The following is a 21,427-nucleotide window of genomic DNA, read 5'->3' as shown; positions in this document are numbered from 1 at the left end:
AGTGCCTGGCTTATTGGAGCCGGGGATCTCCAAAGTCCTCGTCTGGCGGCGCGTCTTCGGGCACACGAAATTCTTCACTGGCCCAAGCGCCCAAGTCCACGCCTTTGCAGCGGGCGCTGCAAAACGGGCGGTAGGGGTTGGTGCTGCTGTAAAGGCTCAGGCCCGCACAGCCGGGGCAGCGGACTTGACGGGCTTGAATGGGTTCGGGCTGGTTCGAGTCGCTCATGCGCACAAAGACATCTCGAAGGGCACATCGTCGGCGCTGGCGACCAGCCGGCCATCGCTTTGCTGCTGCATCATCCGAATCACGACCAGCAAGCGGTTGCAGCTGATCTCGGGGGTGATGTTCAGCGTCGGATCGATTTTCAGGCGCAGCAACTGGAAGGTGCGGCCTTGGGGCAGGTTTTGCTGCAACTGACCGGCGGTGGCCATGACTTTTTGACTGGTGCCGGATTCGCGCAGCATTTTGAGCAGCAGCTGTATCGTTTGGGCCAGCGGTGCAAAAGGCGCACTCCATTGTCCGAGGTCGGCGATGCGGCTTTGGGCGTCGTGGTGTTGCCAGGCGTGGTAGGCGGGCAGGTCAAATTCGCAAGTGCCGCCAGGGATAACGACACGGCTGCGCAGAGACATCAGGAAATCGTTGTCGCTCAGGCCCATGCCGATTTTGCCGCTGACTTCGTTGAGCGCTTCAAAGTGCTCGTCAAGCTGGGCGATCAGTCCGTCCAGTGCTTGTTCAGAAATGGCGGGATTGCCGCGGTACCCGTTGTAGAGCTGTTTTTGACGTTCGAGGTCTTTGAGTACGTCCGATTTGAGTTCGGAGCGCGAAGCCACCTCGATGATCTCGAACAAGGTGGTCAGTGCGAAGTGGTGGTCAACCGCTTCGCTGCGGGCCATCAATTGGCCAAAGCGGTTGAACAATTGCTGCAAGCGCAAATAGGTGCGGATGCGTTCGTTGAAGGGGTATTCGTACAGTATCACGCGGCATTTTCCAGTGCCGCAATCATAGCCCGAAGTCAGCGGCCACTTGAGAGATTTGCGCCTCTAATTCGAGCAAGTTCATGCTTTGGTTCACGATCACGATGTCGGCGCAGCTCAGACGCTGCGCCCGACTCGCTTGTTGGGCGATGATCCGGTCGATTTCTTGCGCGGGCAGTCCGTTGCGTGCCATGACGCGTTGCTGCTGGGTTGAGACATCGCAGTCGACCACCATCACCCGGTCGACTTGGCGGCGCCAGCGTTCGCCCGATTCCACCAGCAGTGGCACGTCAAACACCAGGCAGCGGTGGCCTTGGTCCAAAGCGTTTTGGGTCCGCTCGGCAGTGATTTGGCTGACCAAGGGGTGAATGATGGCTTCAAGCTGACGTTTGGCCGCATGGTCTTGGAAGATGCGCTCGCGCATCGCTTGCCGGTCCATGGCACCATCGGCCCCCACCATGTGGGCGCCAAAGGTTGCGGCAATCGCCGCGATGGCCTGTCCGCCGGGTGCTGTGACGCTGCGAGAGATCGCGTCCGCATCGATCACGGCCGCACCTCGTGCCGCCAGCATGCCCGCCACGGTGCTTTTGCCACTGCCGATGCCACCGGTCAGGCCGAGGCGCCAAATGCGTTTTGAGTTCATGTTTTAAAGGTGCAAGCCAGGCAAGGGGCCCCAAGCCATGACCCACAAACCGGCCAAAGCCAAAAAAGGTCCAAACGGAATATAGCCGTCTTCGCTCAGCCGATGACGTGCACGCAAGACCAGTCCCCCTGCCAGTCCCGTGAGCGAGGCGATCAGCACCAGTGAGACCAGCGCAGGCCAGCCCAGCCAGGCACCCAGGGCGGCCAGCAGTTTGAAGTCGCCCTGGCCCATGCCCTCCTTGCCGGTCAGCAGTTTGAACAGCCAGTACACCGTCCATAAAAACAGATAGCCTGCGACCGCGCCCCACAACGCATCGCTCAAGGTCTGTCCGCTGAGGTGCCCGCTGGCGGCCAGCAAGCCGGCCCACACCAAGGGTTGTGTGATGGCATCGGGCAGCAAGTGGGTGTCGGCATCAATGGCCGCCAAAGCCACCAAGGCCGAAGCAAAGCCAGCCCACGCCAAGGCACTGGCGCCCACCCCATGCGTGGTCACACTCCAGAGGAACAGGGCGCAGGTCAACAACTCGATGGCGGGGTAGCGCCAACTGATGACGCCTCGACACTGCCTGCAGTGCCCGCGCAGCCACAGGTAGCTGAGGACGGGGATGTTGTCTGACCAGCGCAAGGCGGTGTGGCAATGGGGGCAGTGAGAGCCTGGCCAAGACAGGTTGTAGCTTGGGCGTTGGTCTTCGGTTTCTGGCTGGCTTTCGTGCGCCAGTGCTTCAGCGGCCCATTGGGCTTGCAGCATGCGGGGCAGGCGGTGGATCACCACGTTCAAGAAGCTGCCGACGGCCAGCCCTAGCAGGCCGATCGGCAACCATGTCAACAGTTCGAAGGGCATATCAAAACACCTGGCCAAGCCGAAAAATGGGCAAATACATGGCGACCAGAATACCGCCAATCAGACCACCCAGCACCACAATGATGAGTGGCTCCAGCAAGCTCGTCAGCGCGTTGATGCGGTCGTCCAGTTCGGTTTCCATCAGGCTGCCGGCCCTGGCCAATAATTTGTCCATTGATCCCGTCTCTTCTCCGGTGTTGCACAACTGCACGATCATGGGTGGAAAACGGCTGCTTTGGGCCATGGCCTCGCTCAGGCTGCTGCCTTGGGCCACTTGCCGCTGCAGTTGTTCGGTGGTGCGTGCAAAAACAGGATGATCGCACGCTTGTGCCACAGGCCCCAAAGCTTCGGTTAAAGGCACCCCAGCGGCCAGCAGCGCCGACAGGGTTTGTGTCCAGCGAGCCACCACGGCACTTTGGATCAAGGCGCCCAGCAAGGGTGCCTTGAGCAAGCTGCGGCTGAGCCAGCGCTGCGCTGCAGACTGACCGGGGGATGGTTTTTTCCACAGTCCAATCCCCAGTGCTGTGAGCAGCAAGGCCGCAGGCCCTGAGGCGCTCAAACCCTTGCTCAGGGCGACCACCCATTGGGTGGCCAAAGGCAGTTCGGCGCCAAAGCTTTTGAACACATCTTGAAACACCGGCACCACGAACACCAAAATCATCACCAGCACGGCCGAGGCGATCACCATCACGGCCAAGGGGTAAGTCAAGGCCGAACGCACCCGAGAGCGCAGGGCCTCGTTCTTTTCGAGCGTGCTGGCCAGGCGCTCCATCAAGGTGTCCAGAATGCCGGCAGACTCGCCCGCTTGCACCATGCTGATGTACAGCCCGCTAAAGTGGCTTGGGTGTTGCGCCAAAGCGGCGTGCAGTGACTGGCCTGCGGCCACGTCGTTTTGCACCGCCTGGACCACCTCGGTCAGCGCAGCCGATGGCAGGCTGCGCGAGAGCATGTGCAGGGATTGCAGCAAAGGCACGCCTGCTTTGAGCAAGGCGGCCAGTTGGCGGGTCATTTGTGCCACATCGCGTGTGCGCACGCGGGAAGCCGTGTTCCACCACAGGCGCTGCAGTTGTATCTCTTGCCAGCCTTGTCGACGCAACAGGGCTTGCGCCAGTGCAGCGTTGGCCGCCTGGATCTTGCCTTGCACTGCCCGGCCCGCGTCGTCATGGGCTTTCCACAAAAATGTCACGGGCGTTTTCATGGCGCATCCCGGACGTCATCTGGCGTGGCTGCCAGCACCTCATCCAGCGAGGTGATGCCTTGCAAGACTTTGCGCAGACCTGCTTGGCGAAGACTGGCCACGCCTTCGCGCTGTGCTTGCAGGGCCAAGGCCGGCGTGCCAGCCTCGCAGAGGACCAGTGCTTGCATGGCGGCGCTCATGGGCATGACCTGAAAAATACCGATCCGTCCCGCAAAACCTTTGTGGCAACGTGCGCACCCTTGGGGTGCGCACGCCTCGAGGGTGTCCGTGTTCAACAGTTTGTCTGGCAAACCGGCTTGCCGCAGTGCATCGGCCGGCAGTTTGATGGCTTGTTTGCAATGCGGGCACAGTCGGCGCACCAAACGCTGAGCAGTGATCAGTGTCACGCTGGCGGCGATGTTGTAGGTGGCTGTGCCCATGTTGCGCAGCCGCACCAAGGTGCTGGGCGCATCGTTGGTGTGCAGTGTGGACAGCACCAAGTGGCCGGTTTGGGCGGCCTGCACGGCAATGTTGGCGGTTTCCAGATCGCGGATTTCACCCACCATCAGGATGTCGGGGTCTTGTCGCAAGAAGGCCCGCAGCGCCACTGCAAACGTCAGCCCTGGCTTGTCCTGCACATTGACCTGGTTGACGCCTTGCAGCTGGATTTCGCAGGGGTCTTCCACGGTGGCGATGTTGACCTCTGCGGTGTTGAGCAGGTTCAGGCAGGCATACAACGACTGGGTTTTGCCCGAACCTGTCGGACCTGTGACCAGTACCATGCCGTGGGGCATACGGACTGCATCCATCAGTCGGTTCAAGTCCTCTGGTTCGTAGCCCAGTTGCCTCAAATCCAGCTGGACTTGCTGTGAATCCAGCACACGAATCACCAGCTTCTCGCCAAACAAGGTGGGCAGCGTGCTGACACGCAGATCGATCTCCCGCCCGCTGGGCAGCAGCAGTTTCATGCGCCCGTCTTGGGGCAATCTTTTTTCAGCGATGTCCAGGCGTGACAACACCTTGATCCGTGAGGCCAGCCTGTCCTTGAGGGCCATCGGGGGCGTGGCCATTTCTCGCAATTGACCATCCACCCGCATGCGCACGCGGTAGTGGTGTTCGTAAGGCTCGAAATGCAAGTCTGAAGCCTGAATCTCCACCGCCTGCTCCAGCAGCTGCTGCACATACTGGACCACAGGCGCATCTTCGCTTTGGCCATTGCCCATCCGGGTGTTCATTTCTGCCATGTCTCCTCCCTGGGTACTGAATACCTCTGTTTCAGGATGATGGGCCGTGCTGGCTGTTTTGTAAATCCTGCTTGGTGCGCAGAAACAAAAAAGCCGCTGAATTCAGCGGCTGGATGGGTCAAGCGCTTGTCGCTCAGGTCCGGCGGGTGAGCAGTTGCGACGCCAGCACCACCATGGCTTGGCGGTGCGCGTTGTCAGGCAGCTGCATGGCGGCATGGATGGCGCGTTGGGCCTCTGCCGCTGCAGCGTCGCGGGTGGCTTCCAGGGCGCCCGTCTCGCGAACAATGGCCACGATCTCGTTCAAGCGTTCCACGCTGCCGGTTTCGATGGCTTCGCGCACAGTTTGGCTTTGTGCGGGCGTGCCTTTTTGCATGGCCAAGATCAAGGGCAAGGTCGCTTTGCCTTCGCGCAGGTCGTCGCCCAGGTTCTTGCCCATTTCGGCGGCATTGCCGTCGTAGTCCAGCACGTCGTCGATGACCTGAAAGGCGGTGCCCAGGGCCTGGCCGTAGTCGGCGCAAGCGGCCTCAATGTCGGCAGGGCTGCCTGCCAGAATGGCACCCAGACGGGCGCTGGCCTCGAACAGTTTGGCGGTTTTGGAGCGGATGACCCGCAAATAGCCTTCTTCGTCGAGCGAGGCGTCGTGCATGTTCATCAATTGCAGCACTTCGCCTTCGGCGATCACATTGGTGGCGTCCGACAAGGTCTGCATGATGCGCATGTTGTCTGCGTCCACCATCATTTGGAAGGCGCGGGAATACAAAAAGTCGCCCACCAGCACGCTGGCCGGGTTGCCAAAGCTTTCGTTGGCCGTCGGGCGGCCGCGGCGCAGGGTCGACTCGTCGACCACGTCGTCGTGCAGCAAGGTGGCGGTGTGGATGAATTCGACCACCGCAGCCAGATTGTGGCGCTGGGCGCCGGTGTAGCTCAGGGCGCCGCAGCTCAGCAGCAGCAAAACAGGGCGCAGGCGCTTGCCACCGGCCGAGATGATGTACTTGGCGACCTCGCCGACCAAGGGCACACCCGAATCCAGGCGCTGGGCGATGACACGGTCCACCTCGGCCATGTCGGAGGCGACCAGTGCGAGGACGGCTGCGGTGCTGTTTTCGGAGGCAGACAAGTGGAGAATCCGGCAATGGCCCATGCGCAGCAGGCACAGGGGTCAGGAAAATGGATGGAAACTGGCGCTGATTATAGGGACAGCCCATGACGTGCCGCTGGCCAGCCTGCCTTGATGATCTGGCAATTTGCAAGGGGCGGTCAGACCGTGCTAAAATCCTCGGTTCCTTGGGGATCAGCCCTTGGAAACTTCCATTCAAAAGAGGTCATTTATGTACGCGGTCATAAAAACCGGTGGCAAACAGTATCGTGTTGTCGCTGGCGAAAAAATTAAAGTAGAACAGATTGCTGCGGACGTTGGCCAGGAAATCGTGATTGATCAAGTTTTGGCCGTCGGAACCGGCGCCGAACTGAAGATCGGCACGCCCCTGGTGTCCGGCGCCACAGTCAAAGCCACCGTGGTGGCTCATGGCAAGCACGACAAAGTGCACATCTTCAAGATGCGCCGTCGCAAGCACTATCAGAAACGTCAGGGTCACCGCCAGCAGTTCACCGAACTGCAAATCGGTGCGATCACTGCCTGAGGAGAATAGGTCATGGCACAGAAAAAAGGCGGCGGCTCTACGCGCAACGGTCGTGATTCCAAGCCAAAGATGCTGGGTGTCAAGGCTTTCGGTGGTGAACTGATCAGCGCTGGCTCGATCATTGTTCGTCAACGTGGCACCAAATTCCATGCTGGCAGCAACGTCGGCATCGGCAAAGACCACACTTTGTTTGCCCTGGTTGACGGCCACGTGTCGTTCTCCACCAAAGGCGAACTGAGCAAGCACATGGTGAACGTGACGCCGGCTGTCTAAGCCTGTCGCGCCCATTGCGAAGAGGAGCCCCGCAAGCCGGGGCTTTTCGCATTTTGGTCCGCTGTTGTTTTGACGGCGGACACCAAGCTACACTGGAAATCTCATGAAGTTCGTTGACGAAGCCTATATAGACATCTCCGCAGGTGACGGCGGGAACGGCTGCGTCTCGTTCCGCCATGAAAAGTACAAAGAATTCGGTGGCCCCAACGGGGGCGATGGCGGTCGCGGTGGGCATGTGTTTGCCTTTGCTGACATCAACTTGAACACCTTGGTGGATTACCGTTACTCGCGTCGCCACGAGGCCAAACGCGGCCAGCACGGCATGGGCTCGGACATGTTCGGTGCGGCCGGTGACGATGTGACGCTGAAAATGCCAGTGGGCACGATCATCACCGACGCCGAAACCGGCGAAGTGCTGTATGAGCTGCTGGTGCCGGGCGAGACCATCATGATCGCCAAAGGCGGCGACGGTGGTTTTGGCAACATGCGTTTCAAAAGTGCGATCAACCGCGCCCCACGTCAAAAAACACCGGGCTGGTTGGGTGAAAAGAAAGAGCTCAAGCTCGAGTTGAAAGTGCTGGCCGATGTGGGTCTGCTGGGCATGCCCAATGCGGGCAAATCCACTTTCATCGCGGCCGTCTCCAACGCCCGCCCCAAAATTGCCGATTACCCCTTCACCACTTTGCACCCCAACCTGGGTGTGGTCCGTGTGGGTCCCGAGCAAAGCTTTGTGGTGGCCGACGTGCCGGGCTTGATCGAAGGTGCGTCCGAAGGTGCGGGTCTGGGTCACTTGTTCCTGCGCCATTTGCAGCGCACCCGTTTGTTGCTGCATGTCGTGGACTTTGCACCGTTTGACGAGAACGTCGATCCGGTCAAGCAGGCCAAGGCCATCGTGGCGGAGCTCAAAAAGTACGACGCCAAGCTGTACAACAAACCCCGCTGGTTGGTGCTCAACAAGCTGGACATGGTGCCTGCTGAAGAACGTGAAGCCCGCGTGAAAGACTTCATCAAGCGCATGCGTTACAAAGGTCCGGTGTTCGAGATCTCGGCTTTGACCCGTGAAGGCTGCGAGCCATTGATCAAAGAAATTTACAAGCACATCCGTGCCCAGCAAATCATCGAGCAAGGTCCTGTGGACATTGACCCGCGCTTCAAGGAGCAGGACAAGCCACAAGAGCCCGATGCCGATGATCCGCGTTTCAAACCACTGCCCTCTGACGCCGATTGAGTTGGCGGCCTGAGCCGAAACTTTCGCCCCCTGTCCTTCACGCACAGTAAACCCCAGCATGACTTCTGCAGCCGTCTCCACCCTGTTGCGCGATGCCCGTCGCATCGTTGTCAAAGTGGGCTCCAGTCTTGTGACGAACGAAGGGCGTGGACTGGACGAGGGCGCGATCGGCGAATGGTGCCGCCAGATGGCGCTGCTCAGCGCCCAGGGCAAAGAGGTGGTCATGGTCTCCAGTGGCGCGATCGCCGAGGGCATGAAGCGTCTGGGCTGGACCACCCGCCCCAGCGAAGTGCCTGCGCTGCAAGCCGCCGCTGCCGTGGGCCAGATGGGTCTGGCGCAGATGTACGAAACCAAGCTGCGCGAGAACGGCATGGGCAGCGCGCAGGTCTTGCTCACACATGCCGATTTGGCCGATCGCGAGCGTTACCTGAACGCCCGCTCGACGCTGCTGACCTTGTTGCAGCACCGCGTATTGCCCGTGATCAACGAAAACGACACAGTCGTCAACGACGAGATCAAGTTCGGCGATAACGACACCTTGGGGGCTTTGGTGGCGAACCTGATCGAAGCCGATGTGCTGGTCATCCTGACCGACCAAAAAGGCCTGTATACCGCCGACCCGCGCAAAGACCCAGCAGCCACGTTTGTGCACGAGGCCCGTGCAGGTGATCCGGCGCTGGAGGCGATGGCCGGTGGTGCCGGCTCCAGCATCGGCAAGGGCGGCATGATCACCAAGATTTTGGCGGCCAAGCGTGCAGCGGGATCGGGCGCGTCCACCGTGATCGCTTGGGGCCGCGAGCCCGATGCCTTGCTGCGCTTGTGCCAGGGCGACAACATGGGAACTTTGCTGGTGGCACAAACGGCCAAGCAGCAAGCGCGCAAACAATGGATGGCCGACCACCTGCAGCTGCGTGGCTCCGTCACCGTGGATGCCGGGGCGGCCCACAAGGTGCTGACCGAAGGCAAGAGCCTCTTGCCGATAGGCATGACCGGCGTGGCGGGCGAGTTCTCGCGCGGCGATGTGATCGCCATCCGCGATGAGCACGGCGCAGAAATTGCCCGTGGTCTGGCCAACTACGCCAGTGCCGAAGCGCGCTTGTTGTGCCGCAAACCTTCGCACGACTATGAGGCCTTGCTGGGCTACACCGCTGAGCCGGAAATGGTGCACCGGGACAACCTGATCCTCAGCCTTTGATGGTCTGCACCTGAAGCCACAAAAAAGCCCGCACTGAGCGGGCTTTTTGCTGTTCAACCTTGTGGGTTCGGATCGAAACTCGCGCCAGGCGGCAGCTCCATGTGCATGGGCGGCTGCAGGTCGGCTTGGCCGTTGTCCATGTCGTTGCCATCACGTTGACCACGAGGCCCGCCACGCAGGTAGCGGTTGTGCCGCTCCTGGCGCGGCAGATAACGAGCCAGCTCGGTCAAAGCCATTTCATACACACCACGCTTGAACTCGACGACCACATCGAGCGGTACCCAATAGTCGTTCCAACGCCAAGCGTCGAACTCCGGGTGGTCGGTGGCGCGCAGGTTCAGGTGGTGGTCGTGACCGACCAATTGCAGCAAGTACCAGATTTGTTTCTGGCCTTTGTAAAAGCCGCGAGCATCCCTTCGGATGAAGCGGTCTGGCACCTCATAGCGCAACCAGTCGCGGGTTCGGGCCACGATGCGCACATGCTCCGGGTGGAGCCCCACTTCTTCGTGCAGTTCGCGGAACATGGCCTGTTCAGGGCTTTCGCCCCGATCGATGCCGCCTTGCGGAAACTGCCAGCTGTGGGTCCTGATGCGCTTGCCCCAGAAAACCTGGTTTCTCTGGTTGAGCAGAATGATGCCGACGTTCGGCCTAAAGCCTTCACGGTCAAGCATAATCAACCCCAAATTTTTAAATTGTGTCCATTATGCACGCCGCATTGGCGCTCGCTCTTGGATGTTTCCCTGATTCCCCTGTTTTGTTAGCGTGCCGCGATGAAAGCCTCCCAATTCCTCATTTCCACCCTCAAAGAAGCGCCTGCGGACGCTGAAGTGGTCAGCCACAAACTGATGACCCGTGCAGGCCTGATCAAGAAGCTGGGCGCCGGCATTTACAACTACATGCCCATGGGTTTGCGTGTGATCCGCAAGGTCGAAGCCATCGTGCGCGAAGAGATGAACCGCGCAGGCGCGATTGAGATGACCATGCCCGTGGTGCAACCGGCCGAGCTGTGGCAAGAGACGGGCCGCTTTGACAAGATGGGCCCTGAGCTTTTGCGCATCAAGGACCGCCATGGCCGCGATTACGTGATCCAGCCCACCAGCGAAGAAGTCGTGACCGACGTGGTGCGCCAGGAAGTGCGCAGCTACAAACAGCTGCCCAAAAACTTCTACCAAATCCAGACCAAGTTCCGCGACGAGCGCCGTCCGCGTTTTGGCCTGATGCGTGGTCGCGAGTTCACCATGAAAGACGCCTACAGCTTTGACCGCGACATGGCGAGCGCCAAGGCCAGCTACCAGGTGATGGCCGGAGCCTACCGCAAGATCTTTGACCGCTTTGGCTTGACTTACCGCGCTGTGGCCGCTGACAGCGGGGCCATCGGTGGCGACCTGTCCGAAGAATTCCAGGTGATCGCCGCCACCGGCGAAGACGCCATCGTGTACTGCCCCACCAGCAGCTACGCCGCCAACATGGAAAAGGCCGAGGCCCTGGCGCCCAGCCAGCCACGCGGCGCTGCCACGCAAGCGCTGACCAAGACGCCCACGCCCGGCAAGAGCACCTGCGAAGACGTGGCCGCCTTGCTGAACGTGCCCCTGTCCACCACTGTCAAGTCGCTGGTGTTGGCCACCGACACCCTGAACGAGCAGGGTGAAATCGTGAAATCGCAAGTCTGGCTCTTGCTGCTGCGCGGCGACCACGACATGAACGAAGTCAAAGTCGGCAAGCTGCCCGGTATGGAAGGGGGCTTCCGTTTTGCCACGCTGAGCGAAATTGAAGAGCACTTCGGCTGCAAGCCCGGCTATTTGGGCCCTGTGAGTTTGAAAAAGCCTGTGCACCTGGTGGCCGATCGCGATGTGGCCGTGATGGCCGACTGGATCTGTGGCGCCAACGAAGAAGGCTTCCACATCACCGGCGTCAACTGGGCCCGTGACCTGCCCGAGCCTGCGCTGGTGGCCGACATCCGCAACGTGGTGGCGGGCGACAAGTCGCCCGACGGCGCGGGCGAACTGGCCATTGAGCGTGGCATTGAGGTGGGCCATGTGTTCTACCTGGGCACCAAATACTCCAAGGCCATGAACGCCACCTTCCTGGACGAGAACGGCAAGCCCCAATTTTTGGAGATGGGTTGCTACGGCATCGGCATCACACGCCTGCCTGCGGCCGCCATCGAGCAAAACCATGACGAGCGCGGCATCATCTGGCCCGACGCCATTGCCCCCTTCACCGCCGTGGTCTGCCCGATTGGCATGGACCGCAGCGAAGCCGTCAAAGCCGAGGCCGAGCGCGTTTACAGCGGCCTGCTGGCCGCAGGCGTGGACGTGATCCTGGACGACCGTGGTGAGCGCCCCGGTGCCATGTTCGCCGACTGGGAGCTGATCGGTGTGCCGCACCGCATCACGATTGGCGACAAAGGCCTCAAAGATGGTGTGGTCGAGTACCAGCACCGCCGCGACACCGAGTCCAGCAAAGTGGCGGTGGCCGACATCCTGGCGCACGTTCAGGCCCGTCTGTCGGCTTGAGCGCTGGGGGCATGTCGGGCGCCCCTGATCTGGTGAGCCGCCGATGCGCCCTGGGGTGCATGGCGGCGGCCAGTCTTTCGGCCTGGCCCTGGCAGGCCCATGCAGGCTCGCAAATTGAAGAGCCTTTGTCGCACGCGGTGCGCACCGCGCTGAGCGCGGCGGTGGCCGATGCTGCGCCGCCTGAGCCCGTCCTGAGGACCGAGGCCGAGCAGCAGGCTTATGCCCAATGGCAGGCGGCCAGCAGCCAGCGTTTGACCCGCTACAAAAATCACCCCACCGAGCGGCAGGAGTTTTTGCAAACCCTGTGGTACGAAGCCCGGCGGGCGGGTTTGTCCTTGTCTTTGGTGTTGGGGCTGGTGCAGGTGGAAAGCGCGTTCCGGAAATTTGCCATCTCTTCAGCCGGTGCGCGGGGCTATATGCAGGTCATGCCGTTTTGGGCCCGCACCATTGGCGATGGCCATGAAGGCCGACTCTTTCACATGCAGACCAATTTGCGCTTTGGCTGTGTGATCTTGCGCCATTACCTGGACCGCGAAGGCGGTGATCTGTTCATGGGTCTGGGTCGCTACAACGGCTCGCGCGGGCAAGCGCCTTATCCGCAGGCGGTCTTGGCAGCGCAGCAGCGCTGGCGCCACAGCGTCGATTGAGCACAAAAAAGCCACCCGAAGGTGGCTTGTGCGCGCAGTGCAGAAGGATCAGGCTTGGCCGTTGATCACTTGCTGCAGCTCGCCCGATTCGTACATGTCCATCATGATGTCCGAGCCGCCAATGAACTCGCCTTTGACGTAGAGCTGAGGGATGGTGGGCCAGTTGCTGTATTCCTTGATGCCTTGACGGATTTCAGCGTCGTCCAGCACGTTCACGGTCTTGACGGTCTTGGGGTCCACACCGCAGGCCTTCAAGATCTGGATGGCGCGGCCCGAAAAACCGCACATCGGGAAGCTGGCGCTGCCCTTCATGAACAGGGTGATGTCGTTGCCTTTGACGAGTTCGTCGATGCGTTGTTGGGTGTCGCTCATGGTTTTTACTCCAAATGGGGCCGATTTCGAATGGGATGGATTATCCCTCTGAATGCCGTTGTCCGCCGGTGCAGCGGTCCATACCCGCCAGATCTTTGCGAGATTGCACCTGTACAAACCCCCCCTCGCGCAGCAAAGCTTGCACGGACTCGGCTTGGTCCCAGCCGTGCTCCAGCAGCAGCCATCCGTCTGGTGCAAGGTGGCTGGGAGCCTGGTCGATGATCTGGCGGATGTCCTCAAGGCCATCGGCGCCGCTGGTCAGGGCTTGCAGGGGTTCGTGCGTCAGCGCGCTCAGGTGCGGGTCACCATCGGCCACATAAGGGGGGTTGGAGACGATCAGATCGAACACGCCGGGCACAGCGGCCAGCCAGTCGCTGAGCACAAACTGCACCGGCAGATTCAAATCTTGGGCATTGGCACGGGCCACGGCCAGTGCGTCTTGGCTGGCGTCGACGGCCCAGACCTGCGCATCGGGGCGCGTGTGTTGCAGTGCCAAGGCCACCGCACCGCTGCCGGTGCCCAGGTCCAGAATGCGCAAGCTTTGTTGGGCAGGCGTGGCAGGCAGCACCGCCAAAGCCCACTCCACCAGGGTTTCGGTGTCGGGGCGTGGGTCCAGCACGCGGGCGTCCACGTTCAGGGTCAGCCCAAAAAAGTCTTTGCGACCGGTGATGTAGGCCACCGGCTCGCCCTTCAGGCGACGCTGCAGGGCCTGGTCCCAGCGGTGTTGTTGCGCCTCGGTCAACAGATCGCTGTCATGGGCCAACAGCCAGGCCCGGTCATGCAGTGGCCGCCCCAGGCTGTGCAGCAAAAGCATTTGCGCATCCACCCGGGCCAGGCCTTGTGCTTGTGCTTGGTTCAGGCATTGGGTCAGGCTGGAGGTGTTCATCATGCGGTGGCCCCGATCTCCAGCGCGGCCAGTTGCTCTGCGGCTTCGTAAGCCTGCAGCGCATCGACCACGTCTTTCAAATCACCCTCCATGATGGTGAGCAGCTTGTACAGGGTCAGGTTGATGCGGTGGTCGGTCAGGCGGCCTTGCGGGAAGTTGTAGGTGCGGATGCGGTCCGAACGGTCGCCGCTGCCGATCAGGCTCTTGCGCTCAGCGGCGTCTTTGGCGGCGCGCTCAGCCCGGTCTTTTTCCTGAATGCGAGCGGTGAGCACCTTCAGAGCCTGCGCCTTGTTGCTGTGCTGGCTGCGGCCGTCTTGGCATTCGGCCACGATGCCGGTGGGCAAGTGGGTGATGCGCACAGCCGAATCGGTCTTGTTGATGTGCTGCCCGCCCGCACCGCTGGCGCGGTAGGTGTCGATGCGCAAATCAGAGGGGTTGATCTTGATGGCCTCGGCTTCGTCCGGTTCGGCCAACACCGCCACGGTGCAGGCGCTGGTGTGGATGCGGCCTTGGGTTTCGGTGGCAGGCACGCGCTGCACCCGGTGCCCACCGGATTCAAACTTGAGTGCGCCATAAACCTGGTCACCCTCGATGCGCACCACCACTTCTTTGTAGCCGCCCAACTCGCTCACCGATTCGGACACGATCTCACAGCGCCAGCCTTGGCTTTCGGCAAAGCGCGTGTACATGCGCAGCAAGTCGCCCGCAAACAGGGCCGACTCGTCGCCTCCCGTGCCCGCGCGTATTTCGACAAACGCGGGGCGGGCATCGTCTGGGTCTTTGGGCAGCAGCATGCGTTGCAGTTCGGCTTCGAGGGTTTGAAGCTCAGCGCTGGCGCTCGTCATTTCTTCTTCGGCCATGTCGCGCAAGTCGGCATCGTCCAGCATGGCTTGCGCTGCGGCCAGGTCGGCGTTGCGCTGCTGAAAGCGGGCAAAGCGCGAGGCCACGGCGCTGACCTCGGCGTGCTCGCGCGACAGCTTCAGGAACTGGCTCATGTCGCCCATGATGTCTTCACGCGAGAGCAAAAAGTCCAGCTCGGTCAGCCGCAGGGCGTAGCGTTCGAGTTGTTGGATCAGAAAGGGTTTCATGCGGTGCAGAGGGTGAATGGACGGCGCAATTTGTGAGGGGCCTGGATGGGGGCATCGCGAGCGAAGCCTGGCGATCCAGTGTCTTGGGTCTTGGCGGCTTGAGGAGCTGGACTGCCGCGCTGCGCTCGCAGTGACGGTCAGCGGGGGTCGCCGTGACCCAATGGCCCGGGTCAGCTGAGTACAGTGCCGCTAACGCTCTTGCCGCAAAAACAGGCGCTGGACCGTGTGCATGGTCTGCTCGCGGTGGGTCGGGTCGGCGCTGCGCAGTTCGGCCAGTGCGCCGTGCAGCATTTTCTGGGTCAGGCCTTTGGCCAAGGCTTCGAGCACGGCTTCGGGGTCATCGCCTTTGGCCAGCAGCTTGCGGGCGCGGGCCAATTCGGCTTCGCGCCAGCTGTCGGCTTGTTGGTGCAGTTGCTGGATCAGCGGCACGCTGTCGCGTTGGCCCAGCCAGTGGCTGAAGCTTTGCACCCCGGCGTCGATGATGACTTCGGCCTCGGCCACCGCCGCTTGGCGCTGGGCCTGACCGGCTTGCACCACGCTGGCCAGGTCGTCTACGGTGTACAGGTACACGTCTTCCAGTGACTTGACCTCGGGCTCGATGTCACGCGGTACGGCCAGATCCACCATGAACATGGGGCGGTGCTTGCGTTTTTTGAGTGCACGCTCGACCGCACCCAAGCCGATCAGGGGCAGGGTGCTGGCGGTGCAGCTGATCACGGCGTCGAACTCGTGCAGGCGATCGGGCAACTCGGCCAGGCGCATGACCTCGGCCCCAAAGCGGCCAGCGAGCTTTTCGCCCCGCTCCAAGCTGCGGTTGGCGATCGCGATGCCCTTGGGCTGGCGGGCGGCAAAGTGCGTCACCACCAGCTCGATCATCTCGCCTGCGCCGACAAACAGCACCTTGATGTTTTTCAGGTCTTCAAACAGCTGGCTGGCCAGGCGCACCGAGGCGGCGGCCATGCTGATCGAGTGGGCACCGATTTCGGTGGCTGTGCGCACTTCCTTGGCCACGGCAAAAGTGCGTTGAAACAGCTGGTTGAGGGTGCTGCCCAAAGCGCCGGCTTGTTCGGCGGCACGCACCGCGTCTTTGAGTTGCCCCAGGATTTGGGCTTCGCCCAGCACCATCGAGTCGAGCCCGCTGGCCACCCGAAAGGCGTGCCGTGCGGCTTCGTTGCCTTCGAGCAAATAGGTGTGCGACTGCAGCTCTTGCGCTGTCACGCCACCGGCCTGGGCCAGCCAGCGCAGGGTGTCGGCGGTGGCAGCCTGGTCGGCGGCGCAATAAATTTCGGTGCGGTTGCAGGTGGACAAGATCGCCGCTTCGGGCGTCTGGTCGTTGCGCTGGGCCAAGTCGCTGCGCAAACCCTGCAAAGTGGGGGCCAATTGGTCCACGGCGAACGCAAACCGGCCGCGCAAATCCAGCGGCGCAGTCGTGTGGTTCAAACCGAGGGTCCAGACAGCCATCCTCCGATTATAGAAAGCCGCCCGCGCCGACATGACAAGGCGCGGCAGCAGAGGCCTTTCGAGGCACAATCTGGGCGCAATCCGTCACGCTGGTTGACGGCCCATATTGATCTTTTCACGCCCCCATGACTTTCTGGCAACTCATCTTGCACCTGTTCAACTTCGTGCTGCCTGCGCTGGCCATGGCCGTGCTCATGCCTTGGGCTGGACGCTGGGTGATGGGCTCTGGCGGCGCACCACTGCGCCGTCGCATGGCCATCCATGCGGTGGCTGGGGTGTTGGTGTTGGTGGCAGGCTTGGTGGTGCAAGGCCATGACGGAAAAATGAGTACCTACATGCTTTTGGTGCTGGTGGCCGCTACCGTCGAGTGGGCCCTGCACCGGGGTTGGGCCCGAAAATAAAGCCCCATCCTGCCCCAGCTTGGGCTGGCATCAGTCTGGGTCGAACACGTCCACCCGGTCCGTGATGAGGCCATCGATGCCCAAGGCCAGCAGGTGCTGCGCTGTCAATGCGTCGTTGACGGTGTAGCTCAGGCATTTCATGTCTGCGGCATGGACTTGGGCCACTGCGGCGGTATCCCACAATTTGTAGTGGCACACCACAGCCATGCAAGTCAGGGCTTGGGCGGTGGGCAGCCAGTCAGCCCACAATTTGTCGAGCAACAAGCCGCGTGGCAACAGGGGCGCTGTTTGCTCAGCCGCAGCCAAAGCTTCCGGCTTGAATGAGGTCAGCAGTGGGGGCACTTTTGCGCCTTGCCAAAGCCGAGCGGCTTCTTGCGCCACCATTTTCCCCGTGATGGCCTCGGTGCCGGGTGTGGGTTTGATCTCGATGTTCAGGTGGTAGCCGTGGGTCAGGCAAAAATGCGCCGCACTTTCCAGTGTGGCCAGGGGCTCACCCCTGTAAGGGCTTGAATGCCAGTGGCCTGCATCCAGCTCAGACAGGGCATGCCAAGGCAGATCACCGCCGACGCCTTGGCCGTTGGTGGTGCGTTCCAAGGTGGCGTCGTGCATCAGAAACACCACGCCGTCGGCGCTGATTTTGGCATCGCACTCGAACATGCGAAAGCCGTGCGCGGCGCCCACCCGCAAGGCGGCCAGGGTGTTTTCGGGGGCGAGTTGGCCAGCGCCTCGGTGGGCAATCCAACGCGGGTAGGGCCAGAGCGAGTGGGTGTGCATAAGTCGGATGGATCATAAAGTGTGCAAGATGGTGTGGTCTCCGCACAGGGATGCCTGCCCCTATGACCGGCGCGTGTTTGTTGCACTGCGGTAACATTCAGCCTCAGCCGGGTTCAAGCCAGTTTCCGTGTCTGGCTGAATGCGTATTGACACGCTGCTGACCGCGCCTACCCCTATGAATGCACCCACCACGCTCCAACATTTGATGCAAGCCGACGCCGATGCGCCGCGCCTGCGCGAGATCCCGTACAACTACACCAGCTTCTCTGACCGCGAAATCGTGGTGCGCCTGCTGGGTGAGAAGGCCTGGGATCTGCTGAACCAGCTGCGCGATGAGCGCCGCACAGGCCGCTCGGCCCGCATGTTGTACGAAGTGCTGGGCGACATTTGGGTGGTCGAACGCAATCCCTATTTGCAAGACGACCTGCTGGACAACCCCGGCCGCCGCAAGCTGCTGGTGGACGCCTTGCAACACCGCTTGGGCGAAGTGCAAAAACGCCGCACGCCGCAAGCCGATGCGAGCCGTGACGACTTGGTTGGGCAATTGCTGGGTCTGGCGGGTCAGGCTGTGGCGCAGTTCAACGAGCGTTTTGCCAACCGCGCCAAGCTGCGCAGCCAGGTGCAAAAGACGCTGGGCCGCCTGACGGCCAAAGACAACATCAAGTTCGACGGCCTGTCTCGCGTGAGCCATGTGACCGACGCGACCGACTGGCGCGTGGAATACCCCTTTGTGGTGCTGACGCCTGACTCCGAAGTCGAGATGGCCGGTTTGGTCAAAGGCTGTATCGATTTGGGCCTGACCATCGTCCCGCGCGGCGGCGGCACCGGTTATACCGGCGGCGCTATTCCCTTGACCTGGAAGAGCGCGGTCATCAACACCGAAAAGCTCGAAGCCATGACCGAGGTCGAGATGGTCGACTTGCCGGGCATCGCGCACAAGATCCCTACCATCTACACCGAAGCCGGTGTGGTGACCCAGCGCGTGGCCGATGCGGCCGAGCGCGGCGGTTTTGTGTTTGCGGTGGACCCGACATCGGCCGAAGCCAGCTGCGTGGGCGGCAACATCGCCATGAACGCGGGTGGCAAAAAGGCGGTGCTCTGGGGCACAGCGCTCGACAATCTGGCCAGCTGGCGCATGGTCACGCCCGACGCCGAATGGCTGGACGTGGTGCGCATGGACCACAACATGGGCAAGATCCACGACGCCGACGTGGCCACGTTTGAGTTGCGTTACTTCAAGGCCGACGGCAAAACACCGATTCGTACCGAAACCCTGGTCATCCCCGGCAAAACTTTCCGCAAGGAAGGCCTGGGCAAGGACGTGACCGACAAGTTCTTGAGCGGCCTGCCCGGCGTGCAAAAAGAAGGTTGCGATGGTTTGATCACCAGCGCCCGTTGGGTCGTGCACCGCATGCCCACCCACACCCGCACCGTGTGCATGGAGTTCTTTGGCCACGCCCGCGAGGCGGTGCCCAGCATCGTCGAGATCAAGGACTTCATGTTTGCCGAGCAAAAGCGCACCGGCACCGTGATGGCGGGCCTGGAGCACTTGGACGACCGCTATTTGCGGGCGGTGGGTTATTCCACCAAGAGCAAGCGCGGCGGTTTCCCCAAGATGGTGCTGATCGGCGACATCGCCGGTGACAACGCCGACGATGTGGCCAAGGCGACCAGCGAGATCGTGCGCATCGCCAACTCGCGCAGTGGCGAAGGCTTCATCGCCATCAGCCCCGAGGCGCGCAAAAAGTTCTGGCACGACCGCAAAAAGACTGCGGCCATCTCGCGCCACACCAACGCCTTCAAGGTCAACGAAGACGTGGTGATTCCGCTGCCACGCATGGCCGAGTACACCGACGGCATTGAGCGCATCAACATCGAGCTGAGCCTGCGCAACAAACTCAAGTTTTGCGCCGAGCTGGAAAGCTTCCTTGAGCGGGGCAACTTGCCACTGGGTAAGCAAGACGACGCCAGCGACATCCCTTCGGCCGAGTTGCTGGAAGACCGCGTGGCGCAAGCCTTGGCGGTGGTGCGCGAAGTGCAGGCCCAATGGCAAGGCTGGTTGACCGACGTGGATGCGCTGTTTCCCCAGTTGCAAGAGCACAGCCTGCGTGCCAGCTGGAAGACGCAAATCCGCCCGGCTTTCCAGAACATCTTCTCGGGTTCGGCTTTCCTGCCGATCCTGAATGAGGTCACCGCCATTCACCAGCGCGTGCTCAAGGGCCGCGTGTGGGTGGCGCTGCACATGCACGCCGGTGACGGCAATGTGCACACCAACATCCCGGTCAACTCCGACAACTACGAGATGCTGCAAACCGCGCACGAAGCGGTGGCCCGCATCATGGTGCTCGCGCGCAGCTTGGACGGCGTGATCTCGGGCGAGCACGGCATTGGCATCACCAAGCTGGAGTTCTTGACCGACGATGAGTTGGCCAACTTCACCGCTTACAAAGCCAAAGTGGACCCCGAAGGGCGCTTCAACAAAGGCAAGCTGCTGCGCGGTGCGGCCCTGACGGGCTTGGGCGACGATGTGCACGCCGCCGACCTGACCCATGCCTACACCCCCAGCTTCGGCCTGATGGGCCACGAATCGCTGATCATGCAGCAGTCCGACATTGGCGAGATCGCGGCCAGCGTCAAGGACTGCTTGCGCTGCGGCAAGTGCAAGCCGGTGTGCGCCACGCATGTGCCGCGTGCCAATTTGCTCTACAGCCCACGCAACAAAATCCTCGCCACGTCCTTGTTGGTGGAAGCCTTCCTGTACGAAGAGCAAACCCGCCGTGGCGTGTCGATCAAGCATTGGCAAGAATTCGAAGATGTGGCCGACCACTGCACCGTGTGCCACAAGTGCCTGACACCTTGCCCGGTGAACATCGACTTTGGCGATGTGTCCATGAACATGCGCAACTTGTTGCGCAAGATGGGGCAAAAGAGCTTCCGTCCTGGCAATGCGGCCGCGATGTTCATGCTCAACGCCACCAACCCCGAAACCATCAAGCTGGCCCGCATGGCCATGGTGGGCGTGGGCATGAAAGCACAGCGTTTTGTGGCCGGTTTGCTCAAAGGCGTGGCCCGCAAGCAAACCAGCGCACCGCCCGCCTCGGTGGGCACTGCGCCGATCAAAGAGCAGGTGATCCACTTCATCAACAAGAAGATGCCGGGCAACCTGCCCAAAAAGACGGCGCGTGCCCTGCTGGACATCGAAGACAACGACTATGTGCCGATCATCCGCGACCCCAAAGCCACGACATCGGAGTCCGAGGCCGTGTTTTACTTCCCCGGTTGCGGCTCGGAGCGCCTGTTCAGCCAGGTGGGCTTGGCGACCCAGGCCATGCTCTGGCATACAGGTGTGCAGACCGTGCTGCCACCGGGCTACCTGTGCTGCGGCTATCCGCAAAAAGGCTCGGGCCAGTTCGACAAGGCTGAGAAGATCATCACCGACAACCGTGTGCTGTTCCACCGTGTGGCCAACACGCTCAACTACCTCGACATCAAGACGGTGGTGGTCAGCTGCGGTACTTGCTACGACCAGTTGCAAGGTTACGAGTTCGACAAGATTTTCCCGGGCTGCCGGATTGTGGACATCCACGAATTCCTGCTCGAAAAAGGCATGAAACTCGAAGCAGGTGGCGCTTACCTGTACCACGACCCCTGCCACAGCCCCATGAAGCAACAAGAACCCATGAAGACCGTGAAGGCCTTGATGGGTGACAACGTGATCGAGAGCAAGCGTTGCTGCGGCGAGTCAGGCACGCTGGGCGTGACCCGCCCGGACATCGCCACCCAAGTGCGCTTTCGCAAAGAGGAAGAGCTGCTCAAGGGCGAAGCCGCCTTGCGTGCCAGCGGCGCGCTGGCCCCGCAAGCCAACGTCAAGATTTTGACCAGCTGCCCCAGCTGCCTGCAAGGCTTGTCGCGCTATGGCGATGACATGAAAAACGGCCTGCTCGAAGCCGACTACATCGTGGTCGAGATGGCCAAACACATCCTGGGCGAAAACTGGATGCCCGAGTACGTCAGCGCGGCCAATGCCGGTGGCATTGAACGCGTGCTGGTTTAACCCGCCCGAAAGC

General features: G+C 61.5%; 20 protein-coding genes and 1 pseudogene. 8 read left to right on the top strand and 13 right to left on the bottom strand.

Translation table 11 applies throughout. From position 1 onward, the window contains the following. Positions 1–10: 10 nt before the first annotated feature. The 7 genes and pseudogenes from B9Z43_RS07815 to B9Z43_RS07785 all read right to left on the bottom strand — a co-directional run bounded on the left by B9Z43_RS07815 (position 11) and on the right by B9Z43_RS07785 (position 6,020). Complete coding sequence (locus B9Z43_RS07815) at positions 11–226, bottom strand: DNA gyrase inhibitor YacG (protein ID WP_108324284.1); 216 nt, start codon at positions 224–226, stop codon at positions 11–13. Further along, the gene (gene zapD, locus B9Z43_RS07810) at positions 223–978 is read right to left on the bottom strand and encodes a cell division protein ZapD (RefSeq protein ID WP_108324283.1); all 756 of its coding nucleotides are present in this window, start codon (positions 976–978) and stop codon (positions 223–225) included. Before zapD ends, B9Z43_RS07815 begins: the two co-directional genes overlap by 4 nt. A gap of 22 nt (positions 979–1,000) precedes the next feature. Beyond that, positions 1,001–1,618: a dephospho-CoA kinase gene (gene coaE / locus B9Z43_RS07805; protein WP_108324282.1), complete on the bottom strand. Its 618-nt coding sequence runs from the start codon at positions 1,616–1,618 to the stop codon at positions 1,001–1,003. Between the two features lie 3 nt (positions 1,619–1,621). Further along, positions 1,622–2,458 (bottom strand): A24 family peptidase, encoded by an 837-nt coding sequence (locus B9Z43_RS07800; RefSeq protein ID WP_108324281.1) that lies wholly within the window; start codon positions 2,456–2,458, stop codon positions 1,622–1,624. 1 nt (position 2,459) lies between these two features. After that, complete coding sequence (locus B9Z43_RS07795) at positions 2,460–3,656, bottom strand: type II secretion system F family protein (RefSeq protein ID WP_108324280.1); 1,197 nt, start codon at positions 3,654–3,656, stop codon at positions 2,460–2,462. Then, positions 3,653–4,882: pseudogene (locus B9Z43_RS07790) on the bottom strand (GspE/PulE family protein); the annotation flags it as partial. The gene B9Z43_RS07795 and the pseudogene B9Z43_RS07790, both read right to left, overlap by 4 nt. Before the next feature lie 130 nt (positions 4,883–5,012). Next, positions 5,013–6,020: a polyprenyl synthetase family protein gene (locus tag B9Z43_RS07785; protein ID WP_108324279.1), complete on the bottom strand. Its 1,008-nt coding sequence runs from the start codon at positions 6,018–6,020 to the stop codon at positions 5,013–5,015. Positions 6,021–6,207: 187 nt separating this feature from the next. Between B9Z43_RS07785 and rplU the strand changes: the two genes are divergently transcribed. From rplU to proB, 4 genes are all read left to right on the top strand, one after another. Next, positions 6,208–6,519 (top strand): 50S ribosomal protein L21, encoded by a 312-nt coding sequence (rplU, locus tag B9Z43_RS07780; RefSeq protein ID WP_108324278.1) that lies wholly within the window; start codon positions 6,208–6,210, stop codon positions 6,517–6,519. 12 nt (positions 6,520–6,531) lie between these two features. Further along, complete coding sequence (gene rpmA, locus B9Z43_RS07775; RefSeq protein ID WP_019426391.1) at positions 6,532–6,792, top strand: 50S ribosomal protein L27; 261 nt, start codon at positions 6,532–6,534, stop codon at positions 6,790–6,792. Between the two features lie 103 nt (positions 6,793–6,895). Next, positions 6,896–8,020: an Obg family GTPase CgtA gene (cgtA, locus tag B9Z43_RS07770; protein WP_108324277.1), complete on the top strand. Its 1,125-nt coding sequence runs from the start codon at positions 6,896–6,898 to the stop codon at positions 8,018–8,020. 58 nt (positions 8,021–8,078) lie between these two features. Further along, positions 8,079–9,215 (top strand): glutamate 5-kinase, encoded by a 1,137-nt coding sequence (proB, locus tag B9Z43_RS07765; RefSeq protein WP_108324276.1) that lies wholly within the window; start codon positions 8,079–8,081, stop codon positions 9,213–9,215. A 53-nt stretch (positions 9,216–9,268) separates the two neighbouring features. Here proB and B9Z43_RS07760 read toward each other — a convergent pair whose 3' ends face one another. Then, positions 9,269–9,886, bottom strand: a complete 618-nt coding sequence (locus B9Z43_RS07760; protein ID WP_108324275.1) for an RNA pyrophosphohydrolase — start codon at positions 9,884–9,886, stop codon at positions 9,269–9,271. A 99-nt stretch (positions 9,887–9,985) separates the two neighbouring features. On the opposite strand from B9Z43_RS07760, the gene B9Z43_RS07755 reads away from it, so the two are divergent. Then, positions 9,986–11,731 (top strand): proline--tRNA ligase, encoded by a 1,746-nt coding sequence (locus tag B9Z43_RS07755; RefSeq protein ID WP_108324274.1) that lies wholly within the window; start codon positions 9,986–9,988, stop codon positions 11,729–11,731. Positions 11,732–11,742: 11 nt separating this feature from the next. Then, complete coding sequence (locus tag B9Z43_RS07750; RefSeq protein ID WP_199222275.1) at positions 11,743–12,378, top strand: lytic transglycosylase domain-containing protein; 636 nt, start codon at positions 11,743–11,745, stop codon at positions 12,376–12,378. Positions 12,379–12,426: 48 nt separating this feature from the next. Here B9Z43_RS07750 and grxD read toward each other — a convergent pair whose 3' ends face one another. The 4 genes from grxD to hemA all read right to left on the bottom strand — a co-directional run bounded on the left by grxD (position 12,427) and on the right by hemA (position 16,185). Then, entirely contained in the window at positions 12,427–12,750 is a 324-nt protein-coding gene (gene grxD, locus B9Z43_RS07745) for a Grx4 family monothiol glutaredoxin (RefSeq protein ID WP_108324273.1), read from the bottom strand. A gap of 40 nt (positions 12,751–12,790) precedes the next feature. Next, on the bottom strand, positions 12,791–13,636 hold the full coding sequence (prmC, locus tag B9Z43_RS07740; protein ID WP_108324272.1) for a peptide chain release factor N(5)-glutamine methyltransferase: 846 nt from the start codon (positions 13,634–13,636) through the stop codon (positions 12,791–12,793). After that, positions 13,636–14,724 (bottom strand): peptide chain release factor 1, encoded by a 1,089-nt coding sequence (gene prfA / locus B9Z43_RS07735; protein WP_108324271.1) that lies wholly within the window; start codon positions 14,722–14,724, stop codon positions 13,636–13,638. Before prfA ends, prmC begins: the two co-directional genes overlap by 1 nt. A 189-nt stretch (positions 14,725–14,913) precedes the next feature. Beyond that, entirely contained in the window at positions 14,914–16,185 is a 1,272-nt protein-coding gene (gene hemA, locus B9Z43_RS07730) for a glutamyl-tRNA reductase (protein WP_108324270.1), read from the bottom strand. A 125-nt stretch (positions 16,186–16,310) separates the two neighbouring features. Between hemA and B9Z43_RS07725 the strand changes: the two genes are divergently transcribed. After that, positions 16,311–16,586, top strand: coding sequence for a hypothetical protein (locus B9Z43_RS07725; protein WP_108324269.1), 276 nt, complete (start codon positions 16,311–16,313; stop codon positions 16,584–16,586). Positions 16,587–16,616: 30 nt separating this feature from the next. Here the strand turns inward: B9Z43_RS07725 and ugpQ are convergent, their stop codons facing one another. Continuing rightward, positions 16,617–17,360 carry a glycerophosphodiester phosphodiesterase gene (gene ugpQ, locus B9Z43_RS07720; RefSeq protein ID WP_108324268.1) on the bottom strand — a complete coding sequence of 248 codons (744 nt, stop codon included), beginning with the start codon at positions 17,358–17,360 and terminating at the stop codon, positions 16,617–16,619. 175 nt (positions 17,361–17,535) lie between these two features. Here ugpQ and B9Z43_RS07715 point away from each other — a divergent pair, with 175 nt between their 5' ends. Beyond that, on the top strand, positions 17,536–21,414 hold the full coding sequence (locus tag B9Z43_RS07715; protein ID WP_108324267.1) for a DUF3683 domain-containing protein: 3,879 nt from the start codon (positions 17,536–17,538) through the stop codon (positions 21,412–21,414). Positions 21,415–21,427 lie beyond the last annotated feature (13 nt).

This window comes from Limnohabitans sp. MMS-10A-192, assembly GCF_003063335.1.
In the GTDB taxonomy this organism is placed as follows: Bacteria; Pseudomonadota; Gammaproteobacteria; order Burkholderiales; family Burkholderiaceae_C; genus Limnohabitans_A.
Note: the sequence above shows the minus strand (reverse complement) of the source record. Positions and strands in the feature narration are given on the sequence as shown.